13 protein-coding genes are annotated in these 19,942 nt (G+C 67.3%); 4 read left to right on the top strand and 9 right to left on the bottom strand.

The annotated features are described in order from the left end of the window. Positions 1-165: 165 nt before the first annotated feature. The 5 genes from HV783_RS02970 to HV783_RS02990 form a co-directional block, all read right to left on the bottom strand. A complete protein-coding gene (locus tag HV783_RS02970) occupies positions 166-924 on the bottom strand; it encodes an iron ABC transporter ATP-binding protein (protein WP_175142825.1) in 759 nt (252 codons plus the stop codon). Continuing rightward, positions 921-1,898: an iron chelate uptake ABC transporter family permease subunit gene (locus HV783_RS02975; RefSeq protein ID WP_175188684.1), complete on the bottom strand. Its 978-nt coding sequence runs from the start codon at positions 1,896-1,898 to the stop codon at positions 921-923. The genes HV783_RS02970 and HV783_RS02975 overlap by 4 nt, the downstream gene beginning before the upstream one ends. Continuing rightward, positions 1,891-2,862, bottom strand: a complete 972-nt coding sequence (locus HV783_RS02980; RefSeq protein WP_175188720.1) for an ABC transporter permease — start codon at positions 2,860-2,862, stop codon at positions 1,891-1,893. The genes HV783_RS02975 and HV783_RS02980 overlap by 8 nt, the downstream gene beginning before the upstream one ends. A 54-nt stretch (positions 2,863-2,916) precedes the next feature. Then, a complete protein-coding gene (locus HV783_RS02985; RefSeq protein WP_175188685.1) occupies positions 2,917-3,891 on the bottom strand; it encodes a siderophore ABC transporter substrate-binding protein in 975 nt (324 codons plus the stop codon). Positions 3,892-3,956: 65 nt separating this feature from the next. Further along, positions 3,957-5,978, bottom strand: coding sequence for a ligand-gated channel protein (locus HV783_RS02990; protein ID WP_175188686.1), 2,022 nt, complete (start codon positions 5,976-5,978; stop codon positions 3,957-3,959). 223 nt (positions 5,979-6,201) lie between these two features. On the opposite strand from HV783_RS02990, the gene HV783_RS02995 reads away from it, so the two are divergent. Together HV783_RS02995 and HV783_RS03000 are read left to right on the top strand one after the other, a co-directional pair. Then, positions 6,202-6,897 carry a response regulator transcription factor gene (locus HV783_RS02995; protein WP_175188721.1) on the top strand — a complete coding sequence of 232 codons (696 nt, stop codon included), beginning with the start codon at positions 6,202-6,204 and terminating at the stop codon, positions 6,895-6,897. Continuing rightward, the gene (locus HV783_RS03000) at positions 6,897-8,294 is read left to right on the top strand and encodes a sensor histidine kinase (RefSeq protein WP_175142828.1); all 1,398 of its coding nucleotides are present in this window, start codon (positions 6,897-6,899) and stop codon (positions 8,292-8,294) included. The genes HV783_RS02995 and HV783_RS03000 overlap by 1 nt, the downstream gene beginning before the upstream one ends. 59 nt (positions 8,295-8,353) lie before the next feature. Here HV783_RS03000 and HV783_RS03005 read toward each other — a convergent pair whose 3' ends face one another. From HV783_RS03005 to HV783_RS03015, 3 genes are all read right to left on the bottom strand, one after another. Next, a complete protein-coding gene (locus tag HV783_RS03005) occupies positions 8,354-9,169 on the bottom strand; it encodes a TatD family hydrolase (RefSeq protein WP_175188687.1) in 816 nt (271 codons plus the stop codon). 71 nt (positions 9,170-9,240) lie between these two features. Next, positions 9,241-9,930: an ABC transporter ATP-binding protein gene (locus tag HV783_RS03010; protein WP_054502169.1), complete on the bottom strand. Its 690-nt coding sequence runs from the start codon at positions 9,928-9,930 to the stop codon at positions 9,241-9,243. After that, on the bottom strand, positions 9,923-11,155 hold the full coding sequence (locus HV783_RS03015) for a lipoprotein-releasing ABC transporter permease subunit (RefSeq protein ID WP_240317330.1): 1,233 nt from the start codon (positions 11,153-11,155) through the stop codon (positions 9,923-9,925). Before HV783_RS03015 ends, HV783_RS03010 begins: the two co-directional genes overlap by 8 nt. Before the next feature lie 190 nt (positions 11,156-11,345). Between HV783_RS03015 and HV783_RS03020 the strand changes: the two genes are divergently transcribed. Both HV783_RS03020 and recJ read left to right on the top strand, forming a co-directional pair. After that, positions 11,346-12,284 (top strand): hypothetical protein, encoded by a 939-nt coding sequence (locus HV783_RS03020; protein WP_116792173.1) that lies wholly within the window; start codon positions 11,346-11,348, stop codon positions 12,282-12,284. Beyond that, positions 12,266-13,966, top strand: a complete 1,701-nt coding sequence (gene recJ, locus HV783_RS03025; protein ID WP_054502166.1) for a single-stranded-DNA-specific exonuclease RecJ — start codon at positions 12,266-12,268, stop codon at positions 13,964-13,966. Before HV783_RS03020 ends, recJ begins: the two co-directional genes overlap by 19 nt. Positions 13,967-14,059: 93 nt before the next feature. Here the strand turns inward: recJ and HV783_RS03030 are convergent, their stop codons facing one another. Beyond that, entirely contained in the window at positions 14,060-19,723 is a 5,664-nt protein-coding gene (locus HV783_RS03030) for an autotransporter outer membrane beta-barrel domain-containing protein (protein WP_175188688.1), read from the bottom strand. Between the last annotated feature and the right edge of the window lie 219 nt (positions 19,724-19,942).

Below are 19,942 nucleotides of genomic sequence, written 5' to 3' on the forward strand. Positions count from 1 at the left end.
ACGATAAATGAGACACGCGTCCAATTCAGATGTTATTCAGCATGTCTGTGCGAAGCGTGCGCGACGGGCCGGATGTCCCAGTCCGCTGGTATTCCGTCCCCGGAAATTTCCCGCCGCGCGCCGGCGCCGGCGTCGTCCCGCGACCCAGCGCGCTCCCCGCGACCGTCAGCGGTAATACACGCAGATGCGCTTGCCGCCGATTTCGTGCACGTCGATCGGCAATTCGTACAGGTCGCCCAGCACCTCGGGACGGATCAGTTCGGCGGGCGTGCCGCAATGCGCCACCCTGCCCGCCTTCATCGCCACGATGCGGTCGGCATAGCTGGACGCGAAGTTGATGTCGTGCAGCACCAGCACCACGGTCTTGCCCAGTTCGTCGGCGGCGCGCCGCAGCGTGCCCATCATGGCCACGGCGTGCTTCATGTCGAGGCTGTTCAGCGGCTCGTCCAGCAACACATAGCGCGTGTCCTGGCACAGCACCATCGCCACGAACGCGCGCTGGCGTTGGCCGCCGGACATCTCGTCCAGGTAGCGGCCGGCCAGCGGCTCCAGGTCCAGGTAGGCGATGGCCCGGTCGATATGGACCTTGTCGTCCAGTGTCAGGCGGCCGCCCGAATGCGGATAGCGCCCGAACGCCACCAGGTCGCGCACCGTCAGGCGCAGCGGCAGGTGGTTGTCCTGCCGCAGGATGGCCAGGCGCCGCGCCAGTTCGCGGCTGTCGCTGCGCGTCACGTCCAGGCCGTCCACCTGGATGCGGCCGGCGGACATCGGCAACAGGCGGCTGATCATCGACAGCAGCGTCGATTTGCCGGCGCCGTTGGGGCCGATGATGGCGGTCACGCCGCCGGCCGGCAAGGCCAGCGACACCCGGTCCACGACCACGCTGTCGCCGTATTGCTTGCTGACTTGCTGGATATCGATCATTGGCGTCCCCTGCGCAAGATCAGGGCCAGGAACATCACTCCGCCCACGAATTCGATGACCACGCTGACCGTGGTGCTCAGTTGCAGCACGCGCTCCAGCAGCGTCTGCCCGCCGACCAGGAAGATCACGCTGAGCAGCACAGCGGCCGGCACGGTGTGTCGGTGCCGGTCCGACCCCATCGCCTGATAGGCCAGGTTGCTCACCAGCAGCCCGAAGAACGTCACCGGCCCCACCAGCGCGGTGGACACCGACACCAGCACCGCGATGGCGGCCAACGTCAGCAACAAGGTGCGGCGGTAGTCCACGCCCAGGTTCAGCGCGATCTCGCGGCCCAGCGCCAGCACGTCGTAGCGGCGCCGCATGCGCCAGACCAGCAGCGTCGCCGCGGCCACAGCCGCCAGCGCGATCGGCAGCAGTTCGGTGCGCACTGAATTGAAGTTGGCAAACATCCGGTCCTGCAGCACCAGGAATTCGTTCGGGTCGATCAGGCGCACCACGAAGCTGGACAGGCTGCGAAACAGCAGCCCGAAGATGATGCCCACCAGCATCATCAAATGCAGGCTGCGCGCGGCGTCGGTGAACAGCCAGCGGAACAGCAGGCAGGCGAAGGCCGTCATCGCGCCCACTTCCAGCACGAAGGCCGCCACCGGATGGTTGACCGCGCCCGCCGCCTGGCCGAAGCCGAACACCACCAGCGACTGGATCAGCAGGTAGAGCGCGTCAAAGCCCATGATGGCCGGCGTCAGGATGCGGTTGTGCGTCACGGTCTGGAACAGCACCGACGACACCGCCACCGCGTAGGCCACCAGCAGCATCGCCGCCAGCTTGCCGCCCCGGAACGGCAGCACGAAAGCCCATTGGCCGTTGGCGCCCAGCGTCATGAAACCGACGACGCACAGCAACGCGGCCGTGGCCAGCAGCGCGAGCCGCCAGGCCTGCGGCGAAGGCAACAGGCGCGACACGGATTCAGCCACGGCGCGCTCCCCGGCTGCGCAACAGGCACAGGAACAGGACGCTGCCCACCACGCCCACCACCGTGCCCAGCGGCACCTCGTAGGGATGGATCACCAGCCGGCCGATGATGTCACAGGCCAGCACGAACACGCCCCCCAGCATCGCCACCCACGGAATCGCGCGGCGCATGTTGTCGCCCAGCATCAGGCTGACCGCGTTCGGCACGATCAGGCCCAGGAATGGAATGCCGCCGGCCGTGACCACCACCACGGCGGAAATCGCCGACACGATCAGCAGGCCCACCAGCGTCAGGCGCGCGTGGTTCAGGCCGAGATTGGCGGCGAACTCGCGGCCCATGCCGGCCACGGTGTAGCGGTCCGCCGCCAGATAGGCCGCGGCCGCCAGCGCAAAGCCGATCCACAGCAGTTCGTAGCGGCCGCGCAGCACCCCGGAGAAATCCCCGGTGGTCCAGGCATGCAGGGATTGCAGCAGGTCATAGCGATAGGCGACGAAGGTGGTGACCGCATGGATCACGCCGCCCAGGATCAGGCCGATCAGCGGCACGATGAACGGCGTGCGCAGCGGCACGCGCCGCAGCAGCGCCAGGAACAGCAACGTGCCCGCCAGCGCAAAGCCGGTGGCCGTCAGCATCTTGCCGATCACCGGCGTGTCCGGCGCCAGCAGCGTCACCGCCAGGATGCCGAGCGTGGCCGACTCGACGGTGCCGGCCGTGGTCGGCTCGACGTAGCGGTTGCGCACCAGCATCTGCATGATCAGCCCAGCCACCGCCAGCGCCATGCCGGCCAGCAGCAGGGCCAGCGTGCGCGGCACGCGGCTGACCAGCAGCAGGCGCCAGGCGCGCTCGGCGTCCGGCCCGCCGGCCAGCGCGGCGAACGAAAACGACCCCGCGCCCAGGCTGACGCTGGCCACGCACAACGACAGCAACAGCAGCAACAAGGCCGCCAGCCCGGCCCAGCCGGTCATCATCCCGCCCTGCTTCACCCGGCCGACTCCGACGCCATCCGATGGACCATGCGCTTACTTGGCGTCCGGCTTGGCGCCCGACAGCGCGCGGGCGATATCGTCCACGTTCTGCTGCATGGCGGTCAGGCCCGCACTGCCCAGCAGGTACCAGTTGTAGCCGTTCAGGTAGACCACGCGCTGCTGTTTCCAGGCCTTGGTCGGGCGGATCAGGTCGTTGTCCAGCATCCGCTGGGCCGAGGTGCCTTCGCGGCCGATGGCGGCGTCGCGGTCGATCACGAACAGCCAGTCGGGATCGGTCTGGGCAATGAACTCGAACGAGATCGCCTGGCCGTGGTTCGACACGTTCAGGTCCTTGGCGGCGGGCGCGAAGCCGAACGCGTCGTGGATCACGCCGAAGCGCGAGCCGGGACCATAGGCGCTCATCTTGCCGCCGGTGGTCAGCACGATCAGCGCGGTGCCCGCCTTGCCCGCCTGGCCATGCAGCGCCGCGATCGAGGCGCGCAGCGCGTCCAGTTTTTCCCTGGCCTGGGTCTGTTTGCCATAGATGGCGGCCAGCGTTTCGGTGTTGCGCGTGACGCTGCCGACCAGGTCCTTGGCGTCAACCGTCAGGTCGACCGTGGGCGCCAGTTTGGCCAATTCTTCGTACTTGGGCGCCGAACGGCCGGCCACGAATATCACCTGCGGCTGGGCCGCGTGGATCACCTCGTAGTTGGGCTCGAACATGCTGCCAACCTTGAGGTAGCGCTTGTCGGCGTACTGGGCGAGCTGCGGCGGCAGCTTGGCGGCGCTGGGCACGCCGGCCACGTCCACGCCCAGCGCGTGCAGGGTGTCGAGCACCGCCAGGTCCAGCACCACGGTCTTGGTCGGGTTGGACGGCACGGCGGTCTCGCCGCGCGCGTGCTTGACCGGCACGCTCCGGGCCGCGTCCTGGGCCATGCTGGGGGCGCTGGCGGCGCCCAGGGCCAGGGCCGTGGTGGCACACGCCAGCCAGCGGCCGGCGCGCCCTGCCAAGGTTTGCTTCATCGTCATGCTTGTCTCTCCAGGTTGCGGGAACACCGCCAGGCGGCGGCGCGTCCCGGTTGTTGCTCGCGGGCTCAGAACTTCACGCCCACGCCCAGCCAATAACGGCGGCCGTCTTCGACGTAGCCGTAGTCGTCGTAGCCGACCTGCTTGTCGAACAGGTTGTAGATGCCGGCGTACACCGACACCTTCTTGTTCACGGCATACGAGCCGCCCAGGTCGACGAAGGTGTACGACGGCGCCACCAGCGAGGTCGAGGACGGGCCGGTAATCGGCTGGCTTTCCTTGCCGCGGTAGTTGACGCGGGCCCACGCTTGCAGCGCGTCGGAGGCCTGCCAGTTGACCGTGGTGGTGAACAGGTGCTTGGGCAGTTGGTTCAGCGGCTGGCCCTGGTACTGGCCGGACTTCTGTTCCGACTTGGTGAAGGTGTAGCTGCTGGTCAGCGACCAGTCGCGGCCCAGCGGCAGCTTCAGGTTGGCCTCGACGCCGCGCGACACCGCCTTGTCCACGTTCATGTAGGTGGTGGGATTGGAGCCGAACCGGTTGGGGCCGTCGGTGCATTGCGACAGCGGGCAGGCGACGCGGGTGATCTTGTCCTTGAAGTTGTTGTTGAACAGGGTCAGGCCGGCATTGAAGCCCTCGCCGTCGTCATACAGCAGGCCAAGTTCCTGGGTCACCGACTTCTCGGGCGTCAGGTCGGGGTTGCCGTACATGTTGCCGCCGCGGCTGACCTGCCCCCAGCCGGCCACGGTCTGGCGCAGGTCGGGCGCGCGGAAACCGGTGGACACGCCGCCCTTCAGGGTCCAGCGCTCGGCCATGTGCCACACGCCGTACAGGCGCGGACTGAAATGGCTGCCGAAGTTCTCGTCCTGGTCCATGCGCAGGCCGCCGGTCAGCGCGAAGCTTTCGACCAGGCGCCATTCGTCCTCGGCGAACAGCGCCCACTGGTAGCGCTCCACCTTGCTGGGACCGCCGGCGAGCTGGTTGCCGGTCTGGTCGGTCAGGCGCTGCGTCAGGTAGGTGCCGCCCAGGGTCAGCATGTGCGAACCCAGCGGCAGCGTCCAACTGGTCTGCAGGTCCAGGTTCTTGATCTTCATCTGGCGCGAGCGGTTGTCGAACTCTTCCTGCTGCACGTAGCTGTCGGACACGCCCCAACCCCAGCGGCCGGTGTGCGACAGCGCCCATTTGTTGCTGCGGTAATCGGTTTCCGACGAGGCCGGGCAGCCGTTGCGCGGGCACGCCACGCCGGGAGCCAGCGGCGCGACGGTCTTGCCCAGCGTGTTCTCGTACTTCTGGCGGCTGGAAGTGGCTTCCAGCACGATGTCGTGGTCGCGGTTGGGCGTCAGCGCCAGCTTGGCCGTGATGTTGGTGGCGTTGCGCTTGCGGTAGCCCTCGACGATCCTGTCTTCGTCGCGCTGGGTCGCCTGGCCGTAGATCTGCAGGCCCAGCAGGTCATTCTTGATCGGGCCCGCCAGGTAGAAGTTGCCCTGGTAGATGTCGCCGGACTTGCTGCTTTCCTGGATGGTGGTGTCCATGCGGATTTCGCCGCCCCACTCGTAGGGCACCTTGCGGGTGATGATGTTGATCACCCCGCCCATGGCGTCGGAACCATACAGCGACGACATCGGCCCGCGCACCACCTCGATGCGCTCGATGGCCGAGATCGGCGGCGTCCAGCCGCCTTCGACGCCGCCGGAATCGGAGTTGGTGCGGGTTTCACGCGAGTTCTGGCGCTTGCCATCGATCAGGATCAGCGTGTACTTGGGGCCCATGCCGCGCAGGCTGATGTCCTGGCGGTCGCCGCCGCCGGTGACCACCACGCCCGGCACTTCGACCAGCGCGTCGGTGACATCACGGTAGAACTTCTTTTCGAGATCCTGGCGCGTGATCACGCTGATCGAGGCCGGCGCGTCCTGGATCTGCTGCTCGTAGCCGCTGGCCGTCACCACCACGGTATCCAGCGTCCTGGCGTCGGCCGGCGCGGCCGATTGCGCCAAGACCGGATGACCGGCGACAAAGCCGCTGGCGCACAAGGCGACAGCCAGGCCGGTACGCGGGCCGAATGCGCGGCGCGCGGCCAGATCGTTGCAGCTCATGATTTCAGACTCTCCCGTCCCGGAAGGGCCGCGCCCCGCGCGCCGCCCTGTCCGCTTCAATTTTTAATGAAAACTATTCTCATATTAGAATTGAGGCCAAGCGTGAGCTGCAACACGCTTTCCGCAACTTTTACTTTCTTCGCACTTCTTGACACTTCTGCCGCCGGCGACCCGCTATGCTGCCGTGGCAACAGAACCCAAGCGCATGCCCATACCCTCCCCCATGGCAACGCGCCGCATCCTGTTGATCGACGACGACGTCGACCTGGCATTGATGCTGCGCGAGTACCTAGAGCCCGGCCACATCGAACTGACCCTGGCGCACAACAGCGCCCAAGGTCTGCCACTTGCAATGCAAGATTGCTTCGATCTGGTGCTGCTCGACCTGATGCTGCCGGACGGCAGCGGCCTCGATCTGCTGCGCCATCTGCGCCGCCACTCGCGCCGCCCCGTCATCATGTTCACCGCCCACGGCGGTGAAACCGACAGGGTGCTGGGACTCGAACTGGGCGCCGACGACTACCTGGCCAAACCTTTCGGTCCGCGCGAACTCAAGGCCCGCATCGGCGCCGTGCTGCGCCGCTTCGAGGAAAGGCCCGACCCCTCCCCGCCCGAGCTGAACGTCGGCGCGCTATCGCTGGACGCCGCCAGCGGCCGCGCCCGCCTGGGCGGGCAGGAAGTGCTGCTGACCGGCGCCGAACAGCGCGTCCTCGAAGTCCTGATGCGCACCCCGGGCCAAGTGGTGCCGCGCGAACAGATCAGCCTGTACGCGCTGGGCCGCGCCGCCGATCGCTACGACCGCAGCATCGACACCCACATCAGCAGCCTGCGCCGGAAACTGCAACTGGACCAGGCCGGCGACGCCCCCGCCATCCGCAACCTGCGCGGTCTGGGCTACGTGCTGGCCGGCGCGGCCTGATGCGCGGGCTGCCCGTCCGCTCCCTGTTCTGGCGCGCCTTCCTGACCTTCTGGGGCGCGATGGCCGTCATCACGGTCTGCGGCATGATGCTGACCGCCGCGGTGGCCTGGTACCGCGTCGATTCGCTCGACGGCCTGAACCCCGGCAACCTGACGCGCGACGCGGCCCAGATCGCGCGCGGCGAAGGCGCCGACGGCCTGCGGCGCTGGGTCGAGGCCATGGACGCGCGCTATTCGGCGCTCAAGATTTATATCGTCGACACGCACGATCGCGACATCCTCGGCCGCCGGTTGCCGACCCGCCTGGACGACTGGCTGGCGGCCTTCCGCGCCGCGCCCGATCCAGGCCTGATCGCCGCCTCCATCGAAGTCCCAGCCGATCCGGCCGCGCTGCGCGTGTCGTGGTGGGATCCGCAATTGCTGACATTGCCGGACAACCGTGAACTGCTGATGCTGTTCCTGCCGTTCGACTCCTCGCACTGGGAAGTGCTGGGACTGACGCCGGTGGCGCTGGGCCTGCTGCTGTTCGCGCTGGCCATCACCGCCCCTTTCTGCTGGGCGCTGACGCGCCACGTGGCCGCGCCGCTGGACCAAATGCGCGGCGCAGCGCGCGCCCTGGCCGCCGGCCGGCTCGATACCCGCACCCCCGGCGCGCTGTCGCGGCGCCAGGACGAACTGGGCCTGCTGGCGCGCGACTTCGACGCCATGGCCGGCCGCCTGCAGGCGCTGGTCGATACGCGCGAGCAACTGCTGCGCAACATCGCCCACGAACTGCGCTCGCCGCTGGCGCGCCTGCGCCTGGGCGTGGAACTGGCGCGCCGCAAGGACGAGCGCCAGGACCTGCAACTGGACCGCATGGAACGCGAATGCGAGCGCCTGGACACCCTGGTGGGCAGCACCCTGCGGCTGGCGCGCATGGGCGCCCTGCCCCTGCCCACCGATACGCTGGACCTGGCGGACGTGGTCGACGACGTGGTGCAGGATGCGCGCTTCGAGGCCGGCGAACGCCAGATCGCCATTGGCTGGCACCGTCCGCCGCCGCTGCGCATCGCGGCCGACCGCGACAGCCTGGCCAGCGCCATCGAAAACGTCCTGCGCAACGCCCTGCGTTTCGCGCCGGCGGGCGGCGCGATCCAGGTGCGCCTGCTGGCCGACGCCGGCGAAGCCTGCCTGGAAATCGAGGACAACGGCCCAGGCGTGCCGGAAAAGGAACTGGCTTATCTGTTCGAACCGTTCTACCAGGGCGCCCCCGCCGCGGACGCGCCCCCCGGCGGCGCCGGCCTGGGTTTGAGCATCGCGCGCGCCGCCGTGGCGGCCCACAAGGGCCGCATCTCGGCGCGCAACGCCGCCCCGCACGGGCTGAGCGTGCGCATCGAGCTGCCGCGCATGGCCGCCTGACCCACGCGGCCGCGTCGCCAGTCGTCAGGAATCAGTCGCCGGGCACCAATAGTCAGGAATCAGTCGTCGGCCAGGATCGCGGCCGACAGCCGCGGCAACACCCGCAGCGCATTGGCCGTGGTCGCCTGCGCCACCTGCGCCGGCGTGATACCGCGCAGTCCGGCCAGCACCTGGGCGATGCGGGCCAGCTCGCCGGGCCGGTTGCGCCGCCGCGGCGGATGCAGCCAGGCCGGGGGGATATCCGGCGCGTCGGTCTCCAGCACCAGATGGCGCAGGTCGACGTCGGTGGCGTGGCGGCGGATCTGCAATGCCCGTTCGTAGGTCATGGCCCCGCCCAGCCCCAGCGCGAAGCCCTGCTCGACGAAGGCCTGGGCCTGCTGCGCGCTGCCATTGAAGGCATGCGCGATGCCGCCGATACGCTCGTGGCGCCGCAGGTACTTCAGCAGGATGTCTTGCGATTTGCGCACGTGCAGCAGCACCGGCAGCTTGAATTCCGCCGCCATGGCCAGTTGGGCGGCGTAGAAACGCTCCTGCCGCGCGCGCGGCTCGCCCGAGGCGATTTCCGGCACGAAGAAATCCAGTCCGATCTCGCCGATGGCGACGAAACGGGGATCGCCCAGCGACTGCCGGATGGCGTCGCGCAGGGCGTCCAGATCGGCATCGTCGGCGCGCTGCACATAAAGAGGATGGATGCCCAGCGCGTAGGCGCCGCCGGCCACCTGCCCGGCAAGCTCCCGCACGACGGCAAAATTGGCCCGTTCGATGGCGGGAATGACGATGGCCTGGACGCCGGCTTCAAGCGCGTGTCCGATGACCTGGCGACGATCGGCATCGAACTCGGCGGCGTCCAGGTGGCAATGGGTGTCGATCAGCATGGGCGCGGCCTCCTTGCCCGGGTTTCCTGCACAATCATCGCGCCGCCCGGCCCACGGACCGGCCGCGGGCGTCAGCCCGAGACCAGCCGGCCGTTTTCCATCAGCAACTGACGGTCGGCGCGCGCCGCCAGCTCGGGGTCGTGGGTCACGATCGCAAATGCCGTGCCCGACTCGCGATTGACCCGCGTCAGCAGTTCGAACATGTTGTGCGCGGTATGGCGGTCCAGGTTGCCGGTGGGCTCATCGGCCAGCACGCACACCGGCCGCGTCACCAGCGCGCGCGCCAGCGCCACGCGCTGGCGTTCGCCGCCCGACAGTTGCCCCGGAAAGTGCCCTTCGCGCGCCGCCAGGCCAACCAGGCCCAGAACCTCGCGCGCCGCCTCGCGGGCCTTGTCGCGGTTCTCGCGGCGCACGATCAGCGGCATGGCCACGTTGTCCAGCGCCGAAAATTCCGGCAGCAGGTGGTGGAACTGGTAGACGAAGCCCAGGCTGCGGTTGCGCACCTGGCTCTTCTTCGCTTCGGACAACCCGACGGCCAAATGGCCGTCGACCGAGACGGAGCCGCTGGTGGGCACGTCCAGCAGGCCCAGGATGTGCAGCAGCGTGCTCTTGCCGGAGCCGGACGCGCCGACGATGGCGACCATTTCGCCTCGCGCCACGCTCAAGCTCACGTTGCTCAACACCTCGATGCGGGCCGGCCCCTCGTCATAGATCTTGACGAGGTTGTCCGCCTGCAGCGCGGGAGTCACGGTATCAGTCATGGCGCAGCACCTGTGCGGGTTGCAGGCGCGAGGCGCGCCAACTGGGATACAAGGTCGCCAGCAGCGACAGCACCAGGGAGGTCACGCCGATGGTCACGATGTCGCCCACCTGCGGGTCGGACGGCAAGGCGCTGATGAAATAGATCTCGCGCGGCAGGAAATGCACGCCCAGCAGGCGTTCGATGAACGGCACGATCACGTCGACGTTGTAGGCGATCAGGATGCCTCCCGCCACGCCCAGCAGCGTGCCGATGACGCCGATCAGCGCGCCCTGCACCAGGAAGATGCGCGCCACTTCGCCCGGCCCCGCGCCCAGCGTGCGCAGGATGGCGATGTCCGATTGCTTGTCCTTGACCGCCATCACCAGCGACGACAGCAGGTTGAACGCGGCCACCGCCACGATCAGCGCCAGGATCAGGAACATCATGCGCTTTTCGGTCTGCACGGCGGCGAACCAGGTGCGGTTGTTGCGCGACCAGTCGCTCGCCATGACGTACGGCGGCAGCACGTTGCGCAGCTCGGCCGCCACCTCGGGCGCCTTCTGCATGTCGGCGATGCGCAGGCGCACGCCGGCGGTGCCGCTATCGCGGAAGACCTTGGCCGCGTCGTCGTTGTCGACGAAGGCCAGCGAGGAATCGTATTCGTAGTGGCCCGACGAGAACACGCCGACCACGGTGAACTGGCGCATGCGCGGCGCGAAGCCGGCCGGGCTGATCGAGCCCTGCGGCGCCAGCATCAGCAAGGTGTCGCCCACCTTCACGCCCATGCCGTCGGCCAGCTCGTTGCCCAGCACCACGCCGAAGCCGCCCGGCTTCAGGTCGGCCAGCTTGCCCGCCACCATCTGCCGCGGCAGGTCCGAGACGTTGCCTTCGGTGGCCGGGTCGATGCCGCGCACCTGCACCCCGCGCAGCGCCTGGCCGCGCACCAGCATGCCCTGCGCCGCCACGAATGGCGCGCCGGCCTTGACCTCGGGGTTGCGCTTGGCGGCGTCGGCGAACTGCTGCCACTGCTCCAGCACCCGCTCGGGCGCGGCGCCCGGGATGTAGAGCTCGATGTGCGGCAGCACCGACAGCATGCGGTCACGGACCTCTTTCTGGAAACCGTTCATGACCGACAGCACCACGATCAGGGCGGCGACGCCCAGCGCGATGCCTGCCATGGAACTGGCGGCGATGAAAGAGATGAAGCGATCGCGGCGGCCGCGTCGCTGGCGGATGCGGGCCAACCCGGCATAGCGGGCGCCGATCCAGAGTTCGTAGGGTATTTTCAGCACGAGCGCATTATGGCATTAACCGGCCGCAAAACCGTCCCCGGAATGCGGGAATGGAAGACAAGCCGTGACAAGCTATGGCAGTCGGGGCCGGGCTTAGTTCCCGGCCTGGGTCCGGGTCCGGCCAGCGACTACAATCCTGGCCATGCTGATCGTCATCCCGGGCGCCCTGCCCGCCCTTCCCGTCGCCGCAGAACTGGCCAAGCTGCTGCCCGAGCGCGCCCCCACCCTGCACCACTGGCTGCAGGCCGGCAGCGCCCGAGTCCAGGCCCACGACATCCGTACCCAGGGCTGTACCGCGTTCGAAGCCTGGCAACTGCGCCGCGCCGGCTACGCCACGGAACCCGGCCTGCTGCCGGGCGCCGGACTGGGCCCGCTGCTGGCCGACGGCCAGGCCGGCGACGGCCCCATCTGGCTGGCCGAACTGGTCCACCTGGCCCTGGGCACCGACCAGGCCACCCTGCTCGACCCGACCCAGATGGACCTGCGCGACGCCGAGACCGCCGCGCTGCTGGAGACCGCCCGTCCGCTGTTCGAAGACACCGGCTTTGCCGTCGAACCGTTGACGGCCGCCCGCTGGCGCCTGCGCCTGCCGGACGGCCTGCGGCCCCAGACCGCCAGCCCGCTGGCGGTGGCGGGCCAGCGCCTGAACGACTGGTGGCGCCAGGATGCCGAATCCCGGCCCTGGCGCCGGCTGCTCAACGAGATCCAGATGTCCTGGCACGAGCATCCCGCCAACGAATCGCGCGCCGCGCGCGGCCTGCCGCCCGTCAACGCCCTGTGGCTGTATGGCGGCGGCACGCCGTGGGCCATGCGCCCGGCCGGCCCGGAACAGGTCATGACTGAACTGGATGCCGCGCAACGCGCCGGCGACTGGGCCGCCTGGCTCGACGCCCTGGCCGCGCTCGAGCAGCGCCTGCAAGCGCTGGCCGGCCCCAAGGGCCTGCCGGACCAGCCCACAGAACTGCTGTTGCTGGGCGACGATCGCAGCGCCACCCTCACCCTGAAACCGCGCGGGGGCCTGCTCGGCTTGCTGCCCGCGCCCAAGAAAAACTGGAGCGCCTGGTGGTCTCACCCCGCTTAACCGTCCGCCGCGCCGACCTCGCCGCCTGCCACGCCCTGGAAGCCTCGGGCATCCACCCGCTGCTGGCGCGCCTGTGGGCCGCGCGCGGCGTCACCCATCCCGACCAGACCAAGCTGGCCTGGCCCGCGCTGCTGCCGCCGGCCGGCCTGACGCACTCGGCGCACGCCGCCGGCGTGCTGGCCGACGCCATCCAGGCCGGCAAGAAGCTGCTGATCGTGGCCGACTACGACTGCGACGGCGCCACCGCCTGCGCCGTCGGCCTGCGCGCCCTGTCGGCCATGGGCGCCGATGTCGACTTCCTGGTGCCGAACCGCTTCGAGACCGGCTACGGCCTGTCGCCCGCCGTGGTCGAGCTGGCCTGCCGCCATCGCGCCGGCAAGCCCGACATCATCATCACCGTGGACAACGGCATCGCCAGCGTCGACGGCGTGGCCGCGGCCAACGCCGCCGGCATCGGCGTGGTCATCACCGACCACCACCTGCCCGGCGACACGCTGCCGGACGCCCTGGCCATCGTCAACCCGAACCAGCCGGGCTGCGGCTTCCCGTCCAAGAACCTGGCCGGCGTCGGCGTCATCTTCTACATGATGCTGGCGCTGCGCGCCGAGCTGCGCCGCCGCGGCGTCTACGCCCCCGATGGCGGGCCGCGCCTGGACGCGCTGTCCGACCTGGTGGCGCTGGGCACGGTGGCCGACGTGGTCAAGCTCGATGCCAACAACCGCCTGCTGGTGACCCAGGGACTGCAGCGCATGCGCAGCGGCCGCCTGCAGCCCGGCCTGCGCGCCCTGTTCGCCGTGGCCGGGCGCGAGCCGCGCGCCGCCAATGGCTTCGACCTGGGCTTCGCGCTGGGCCCGCGCATCAACGCCGCCGGCCGCCTGGCCGACATGAGCCTGGGCATCGCCTGCCTGACCACCGACGACGAGGCCCAGGCGCTGGAGATGGCTCGCGAGCTGGACAACATCAACCGCGAGCGCCGCACCATCGAGGCCGAGATGCGCGAACAGGCCATGGCGGCCATGGAAGCGCCCGACGCCGCGCCCGGCGCCACGGTCTGCGTGTTCGACCCGGGCTGGCACCAGGGCGTGGTCGGCCTGGTGGCCTCGCGCCTGAAAGAGAAATTCTGGCGCCCCACCCTGGCCTTCGCGCCGGCCGGCGACGACGAGATCCGCGGCTCGGGCCGTTCGATTCCCGACGTGCACCTGCGCGACGTGCTGGACCTGGTGTCCAAGCGCCACCCCAACCTGATTCGCAAGTTCGGCGGCCACGCCATGGCGGCCGGCCTGACGCTGGGCCGCCAGGACTTCCCGGCCTTCGCCCCGGCCTTCGATGCCGCCGTGCGCGAACTGACCGGACGCGACAGCTTCGAGCCGGTCATCGAGACCGACGGTTCGCTCGAATCCGGTTACGCCAACGCCGAGGTCGCCGGCCTGCTGCAACAACAGGTCTGGGGCGCGGGTTTTGCCGCGCCGCTGTTCCTGGACGAATTCGTGGTGCGCAACCAGCGCCTGGTCGGCGAGAAGCACCTGAAACTGTCGCTCGAACGCGGTCACCAGCGCTTCGATGCCATCTGGTTCGGCCACGACCAGTCCTTGCCCGAGCACATCCAGGCGGCCTACCGGCTGGAGCAGAACGTGTGGAACGGAATGGTGTCGGTGCAGTTGGTGATCGAACACGCCGGGTGATGTTGCCCGCCCGGCGCCCGCCGCGCGGACTGGCTGTGCCCCCTTTGCAGCCATGAGGGTGCGACCAGGCTGGCTGGGCGCACCCTTCCCGGCTCAGAACCGGTACTTCAGGCTCAGGCCGCCCTGGGTGTCCCGGTAGCCGTGGTCGCCCTGTTGATGGGTGACGTTGGCTGACAGCGCAAGGTTGTCGCTGAGGTTGCCCGAAACGCCGATCCTGGCTTCGCCGACGTTTTCCGCACCAAGCATCCAGTTGCGATTGGCGCCCATCGTGACCCCGTACTTGTTGGTGTTGTGCAACCAGTTCAATTCAAGCGCGGTTTCGACCTGGCCGGCAAGGCTGGCGCCAGCGGTGGCCGAGCTGCTGACCATGGCCAGGCGCGCGCCGAGGCGCGTCTGGATATTGCCATCGCCCTCCCCCTTGACCGTGGTCGGGCCCGCGTCCTGCTGCACGAAAGTCCTGGCCTTGACGCCGCCGTACATGATCTGCGCTTGCGGCCGCACGCTCAGGCGGTGCTCGCGGCCGCCACCATTGCTGAAGGATGCCACGTCGATGGCATAACCGGCTTCGATCGAGGCGGTCATGCCGTCGGCCTTGTATTTTTCCTTGAGGCCGCTGCCTTCAGCGCTATTGTCGAAGTAGTTGTAGAGCAGCCAGCCATCGACGTAGCCGCCGCGGTGGCTTTGGCCGTCCTGATACCAGGTGCCATACACGCCAGCGCTATAGCCGTCCACCTGACCCCGGGCGTTGCCGGTGGCGGGGTTGCGGGTCTTGCTGCGTTGCTGGCCATGGCCCGCCATGAGGCCAACGCGCCACGCATCCTGGCCGTTGATACTGCCAGCGATGATCGAGCCCCCCAATTGCAGCAGGCTGCGGTCGGCACTGAAGCGGTTTGCACCGTCGAACATCATGCCGTGCGTGGTTCCCCCTGCGACCCTGGCCCAGACGCGGCCGCGCGCGCCGGTGACGGGGTCGATGGATTCGCCGCTTTCGCGATCGCTCAAGCTGGTGTTGAACAGCGTGTTCGCCGCAAGCAGGTTGCTGGCATAGGCGCCGAACAAGGGGCTGACGTTGTGATTCCTGATGTCGTCGGAGCCCGCCGACGGTCGCTTGGCGCTGGTCAGATACCAGATACCGTTGGCTTTCTTGTCGGCGTTTTCCTTGCTGTTGAGTGAATAGACATACCCGCCCGCGGTGACGTCGTTGGCAAGCACGAAGGTATCGGTGCCGCTCGCGCCCCCGGCCACGGTGATGAGGGTGATGCCTTCCACGGTCTGGCCGCCCGCGCCGCCTTCGTTTTCAACGGTCACCGCGGTCTTGCCGCTGGCCACGCCTTGAATGATGAGCTGGTCGGCGGGACTGCCGTCGCCCCCCAGCACCGCGCCCAGAATCACCGCGCTGCCCTCCCTGCCTTCCCAATCGCCGTCGATGGTAAAGGTCTGCACGGCGCAAGAGTCGCAGTTCTTGAGATTGAGCGTGCCGCTGTTGAGGAACTTGCCCCTCGTGCCGGCGGCGCCGAGTTTGAGGGTGACCGGCGTGGATACCGGCGTCCCGTTGGCTTGAACGTCGTTGAATACCAGGGTCCCCTGGTTCTCGATCCCGGCGAAGTTCTGGTTCGTCGCCCCCAAATTGAGCGTGGCGCCAGGACGGATGGTCACATTGCTGGTATTGGCAATCGCGTTGACGATCGCGGTCTTGAGCGTACCCGCCTCGACGGTGGTGGCGCCGGTGTAGGTGCTGGCGGCCGCCAGTTCCAGCGTGCCCGCGCCCTTTTTGGTCAGGGTTTTGCCGTCCCACTTGAAATCATTGGTGGCCGCATCGACCCCCGACACATCGGCTAGCGCCGTCGCCAGTTTGAACGCGCCGTTTTCGGCAATGGTGAAGTTGCCGCTCGATTTATTCTTGTCGTCCTCATTCCAACGGAGCTTGTAGCTGAGTTCCAGCTTCTTGGCGTCGCCCGTCGCGACCTGGAGGCGAGGCGTCAGGTAATCGATCTCGGTCGCGCTCGTATCGAAGACGGTGACGCTGGGCGTGCCGTTGAGATGGATGCCGTTGGTATCGTTGCCAGCGGGCCCGGTATTTGGCAAGGTCAGGATCACCCGAGGCGTGTCCAACGCTTCGCTGGTGGCGGGCGGATGGGCGTCGGTCAACTTGATGGGATCGCCGGCGGCGATATTCAGGTTTCCATCTTCATTGATGTAGTCCTTCAGGTTGTCGACGCCGGGCGCCTGCCCTGTCGTGATGACGAGCGGTTTCGTTGACGGAATCGTCGAAATGAACGTGTCCGCCAAGCTGCTCAACACCCAAATGCCCTCGTTAACCTTGCCGGTGGCGTCTTTTTTGCCTTGCCTGAGCTTATAGACGTAGCCGCCCGCGGTGACCGGGCTGTCCAGCACGAAAGCATTGGCCACGCTGCTGCCCGTGGTGATGAGGGTAATGCCGCCATCGGCAGTGGTTTCGCCCCCCGCGCCGCCGACATTACGGATCTTGACTCTGGTGGTGCCGGTGGCGGCGCCAGTGATGTCGACTTTGTCGGTATTGCTGTCATCGCCCGCCAGTGCCGCGGTCAAGGAAATCAAACTGCCAACATCGCCGAACCAGTCGCCTTGGACCTGGAAGGTCTTGCCAACGGTGCTGTCGCCGGTGTCGAGCTCGAGCCTGCCGGCATTGCTGACGTTGCCGGCCAGGCTCATCGGGCTGGCGCCTTTGCTGCCCTCGCCTCTGTCATTGAACGCGATGATGCCGCGATTGGTGATGGCGCCGTGCGTGTTGCCGCCCACGGATTGGGCAAAGCCGCCCATGTTGAGCTTGGCATCCGCGGCAATCGTCAGATTGGCGCTGGTGGAGAAAGCATTTTCGGCGCCGGTTTTGAGTTCGCCCTGGTTGATGATGGTGTCGCCGGTGTAGCGGTTGCTGGCTGCCAGCACCAGCGTGCCCGGGCCGTTCTTGGTCAGCGTCTTGCCGTCCCACGGCGTGGCGCCGTTGGTGTTCGCCCCCGTGTCGGCCAGCGCCGCGCCGAGCTCGAAGCTGCCGCCGCCAACGGTGAAGGTGCCGTGCGCCTTATCGGCCGTTTCGTTCCAACTGAGTTTGTAGCCGGCTTGCAGGGTCTTGCCGTCCGGAGATCTGGACACGTTGGCTGTCAAATAATCGGGTTGCGCCGCGCCGTTGAGGATGACGTTGGGCAAATCGCCCTTGATGGCCCCGGTGACGCTTGCGATCCCGACGCCGCTTTTCTCTGCCTCGGTGATGCCGGGCATCGTCATGTCCAGCGTGACGCCCTCGGCGAAGATCATGTCCCCGTCTGCGTTGACGACATATTGCGCCTTCTCTTCGGCGGTCAGCGCCCTTGAGAAATCGAAGGGCAGCGTGGTGCCGGCCTCGATCGTGGGAGGGATGACGTTGTCAGTGTCCTGGTGCTCACCTGCAGAAGGGGGGGTCTGCTGCTCGGGAGCAGGAGGGGCCGGCACATCGCCATCATTATCCTTGGCGCTGCTCAGATACCAGACTTTCTGATTGGCCGAATCGGCCTTGTTCAGGAGCGAATAGACCAGGCCGTTGGCGGTGAGGGTTCCGGAGCTCAGGGTGAAGGCGCCGCTTGCGCTATCTTCGCCAGCGGTGATCAGGGTGATGCCGTTTGTCGTGCCTGTCGTCCCCGCGCCATTGATATTGCGCACCTGGACTTTGGTGGAGCCGGTGGCGACGCCGGTGATTTCGACTTTGTCGGCAACGCTGTCGTCGCCGTTGCCAAGAGCGGCGGCCAATTTGATGAGGCTGTCGGTACTGCCAGTCCAATTGCCAATGATCCGCAACGTCTTGCCAACGGTATCGTCGCCGTTGTCGAGATCGAGCGTGCCGGCATTGAGCAGGTTACCGGTCAGGCTCGCCGAATTTGTGCCCGTCTTGCCGGCATTCATGCTGTTGAACAGGATGACGCCGTTGTTGATGATGGCCCTGTCTTCGCTCCCGGCCTGGGAGAATCCGCCAAGGTTCAACGTGGCACTTGGGCCAATCGTCAGCTCGCTGCTTTTTGCAAACGCGTCCGCGATCCCGGTCTTCAGCACGCCCCCGTAGATCGTGGTGGCGCCGGTGTAAAGGTTCGCCGCCGTCAACTGCAACACGCCCGGGCCGGCTTTGGTCAGGCTCTTGCCATCCCACTTGTTGGACGCCGGAAGGTCCTTGATGTCGCTCAGCGCCGCGCCCAGGGTAAAGTCGCCGCCTTCGGCAATCGTGAAGGTACCGTGTGCCTTGGCGGGGTCTTCGAGCCAACTGAGCTTGTAGGTGGCCTGGTAGCCGATGGGGTGGGCCGGTATCACAGACAGGTTGAGGCCGAATTTGTCATCATCGACCTCCTCTTGGGTCCGCTCGCCGCCCATTGCAATGCCGGATGCGAACGTCAGATAATCGACCGGCGACGTATCGGTGACGACAATGCCGCCGACGGCGGTCTTGGCGAAATCGCCATCGACAAAGACTTCCGGATTGAGTTGATTCTGGGTAACAAACAGGAACTGATCGGTCGCGCTGCCGTCGGTGATGCCGGCCAGGTTGAACGTCGTGCCGGTTCTACTGATGGTGGCCTTGCTGTTATTGAGGATGAGCCGCAGACTTTCCGGATTGCTGGATTTCGTGCCGTCGCCTTTGAGCGCGCTGCGGGCAATGACGGAGAAGGTGCTGCCATCCTTGAAGACCAGGTCGCCGATCCGCGTCAAGCCCGTTCCCGACACCATCAGCGTAGCGCCTTCGCCAATGGCGAGTTGCGGCATGCGCATGCGATTTATCACGGCAGCCGAATCATCGGCGGGAAACAAGGTGGCCGCCAGCTTACTGCGCTGTGGCCCTTGCTTGATGTCGGCGAAACCTGTTTGGTGCGTTCCGTTCAAATCAATCCACTCTGCCGCATTATTCAAGATATGCAGCGAACTGCTGGACGAGCCGACAGGCGCATCCAGCACCACGCTACCGTTGATGGTGGATCCTCGCTCGAGCGTGAGCAGGTTGTTGCCGCCGGTGAAGTGGAGAGCCTCCCCATAGCGGCCGTGGACCCCGCTTTCCTGGGCCTCGCCTCCTGCCGTGCCAATGCCCTGCCGCCCAAAACCGGGCGTTCCAGCGCTGATTGATCCTGCGGGCGTGGAATCGGTGAACACAATGTCCAGGTCGCTGCCCACAATGGCCGCACCGCCATCGCCGCCATTGCCGCCCTTTACCGGCGGATCTCCGCCTTCGACAGCGCCGCGGCCATTCATGCCATGGGCGCCTGCGCCCCCCTTGACTGAACCACCGCCGATGACAATCCGAAGATTGCTGCCATGAATGGCGTCCGCGCCGCGGGCGCCATTTTCGCCAACCTTCACGGCCGGGGTCCCCGCCGCGCCACCGACCAGGGCGCTGTTTACCCGCACCACGTTGTTGTCGCGCAGCGAACCGTCTTGCGTGGTGAAGACATACGCCGTTTCGCCATCGGTCGCGGACGCATAGGGCTGCCCCTTGGCACTGCCGTTGTGGCCATCCAGCCCGGCGGGCTGCGCCGCCAAGAACGGCGTGTTGTCCTTGGTCAGCAGGATGCTCTGCGTGCCAGCCGTTTTCGTGGGCGTCTCCCCTGCCACTTCTGCCGCATGCACGCCGGCCGCCTGCCCCGAGAGCGCCAGAGCGACGTAGAGGGCGGTGGTGGTTTTGCGGGGAATGAAACGCCTGGACTTGGCGTGGCTGCGGGTTGGCCGGGGCTGCAGGCGGAAAGCGGCGCGCGAGGAAGCAAGGGTCATGATGGTTTTGAACTCCGCGGCCGCTACGGTCAGAATGACCGAGGCCGAGCCGCAAAACTGCCAGGGGAAAACGCGTCAACGAGAATGAATCATTGACGCAATACTCCTCAGCATTTTCGGCACAAAACTGGCGGAAAGTTTCGCCGCCGCCTCGAAGCAAGACCAAATGACGCTCGGCGCCACAAAAGAAAACGGGCGCATCCACGAGGATGCGCCCGT

Origin of the sequence: Achromobacter dolens (assembly GCF_902859745.1) — a bacterium.
Lineage (GTDB): Bacteria > Pseudomonadota > Gammaproteobacteria > Burkholderiales > Burkholderiaceae_B > Achromobacter > Achromobacter dolens.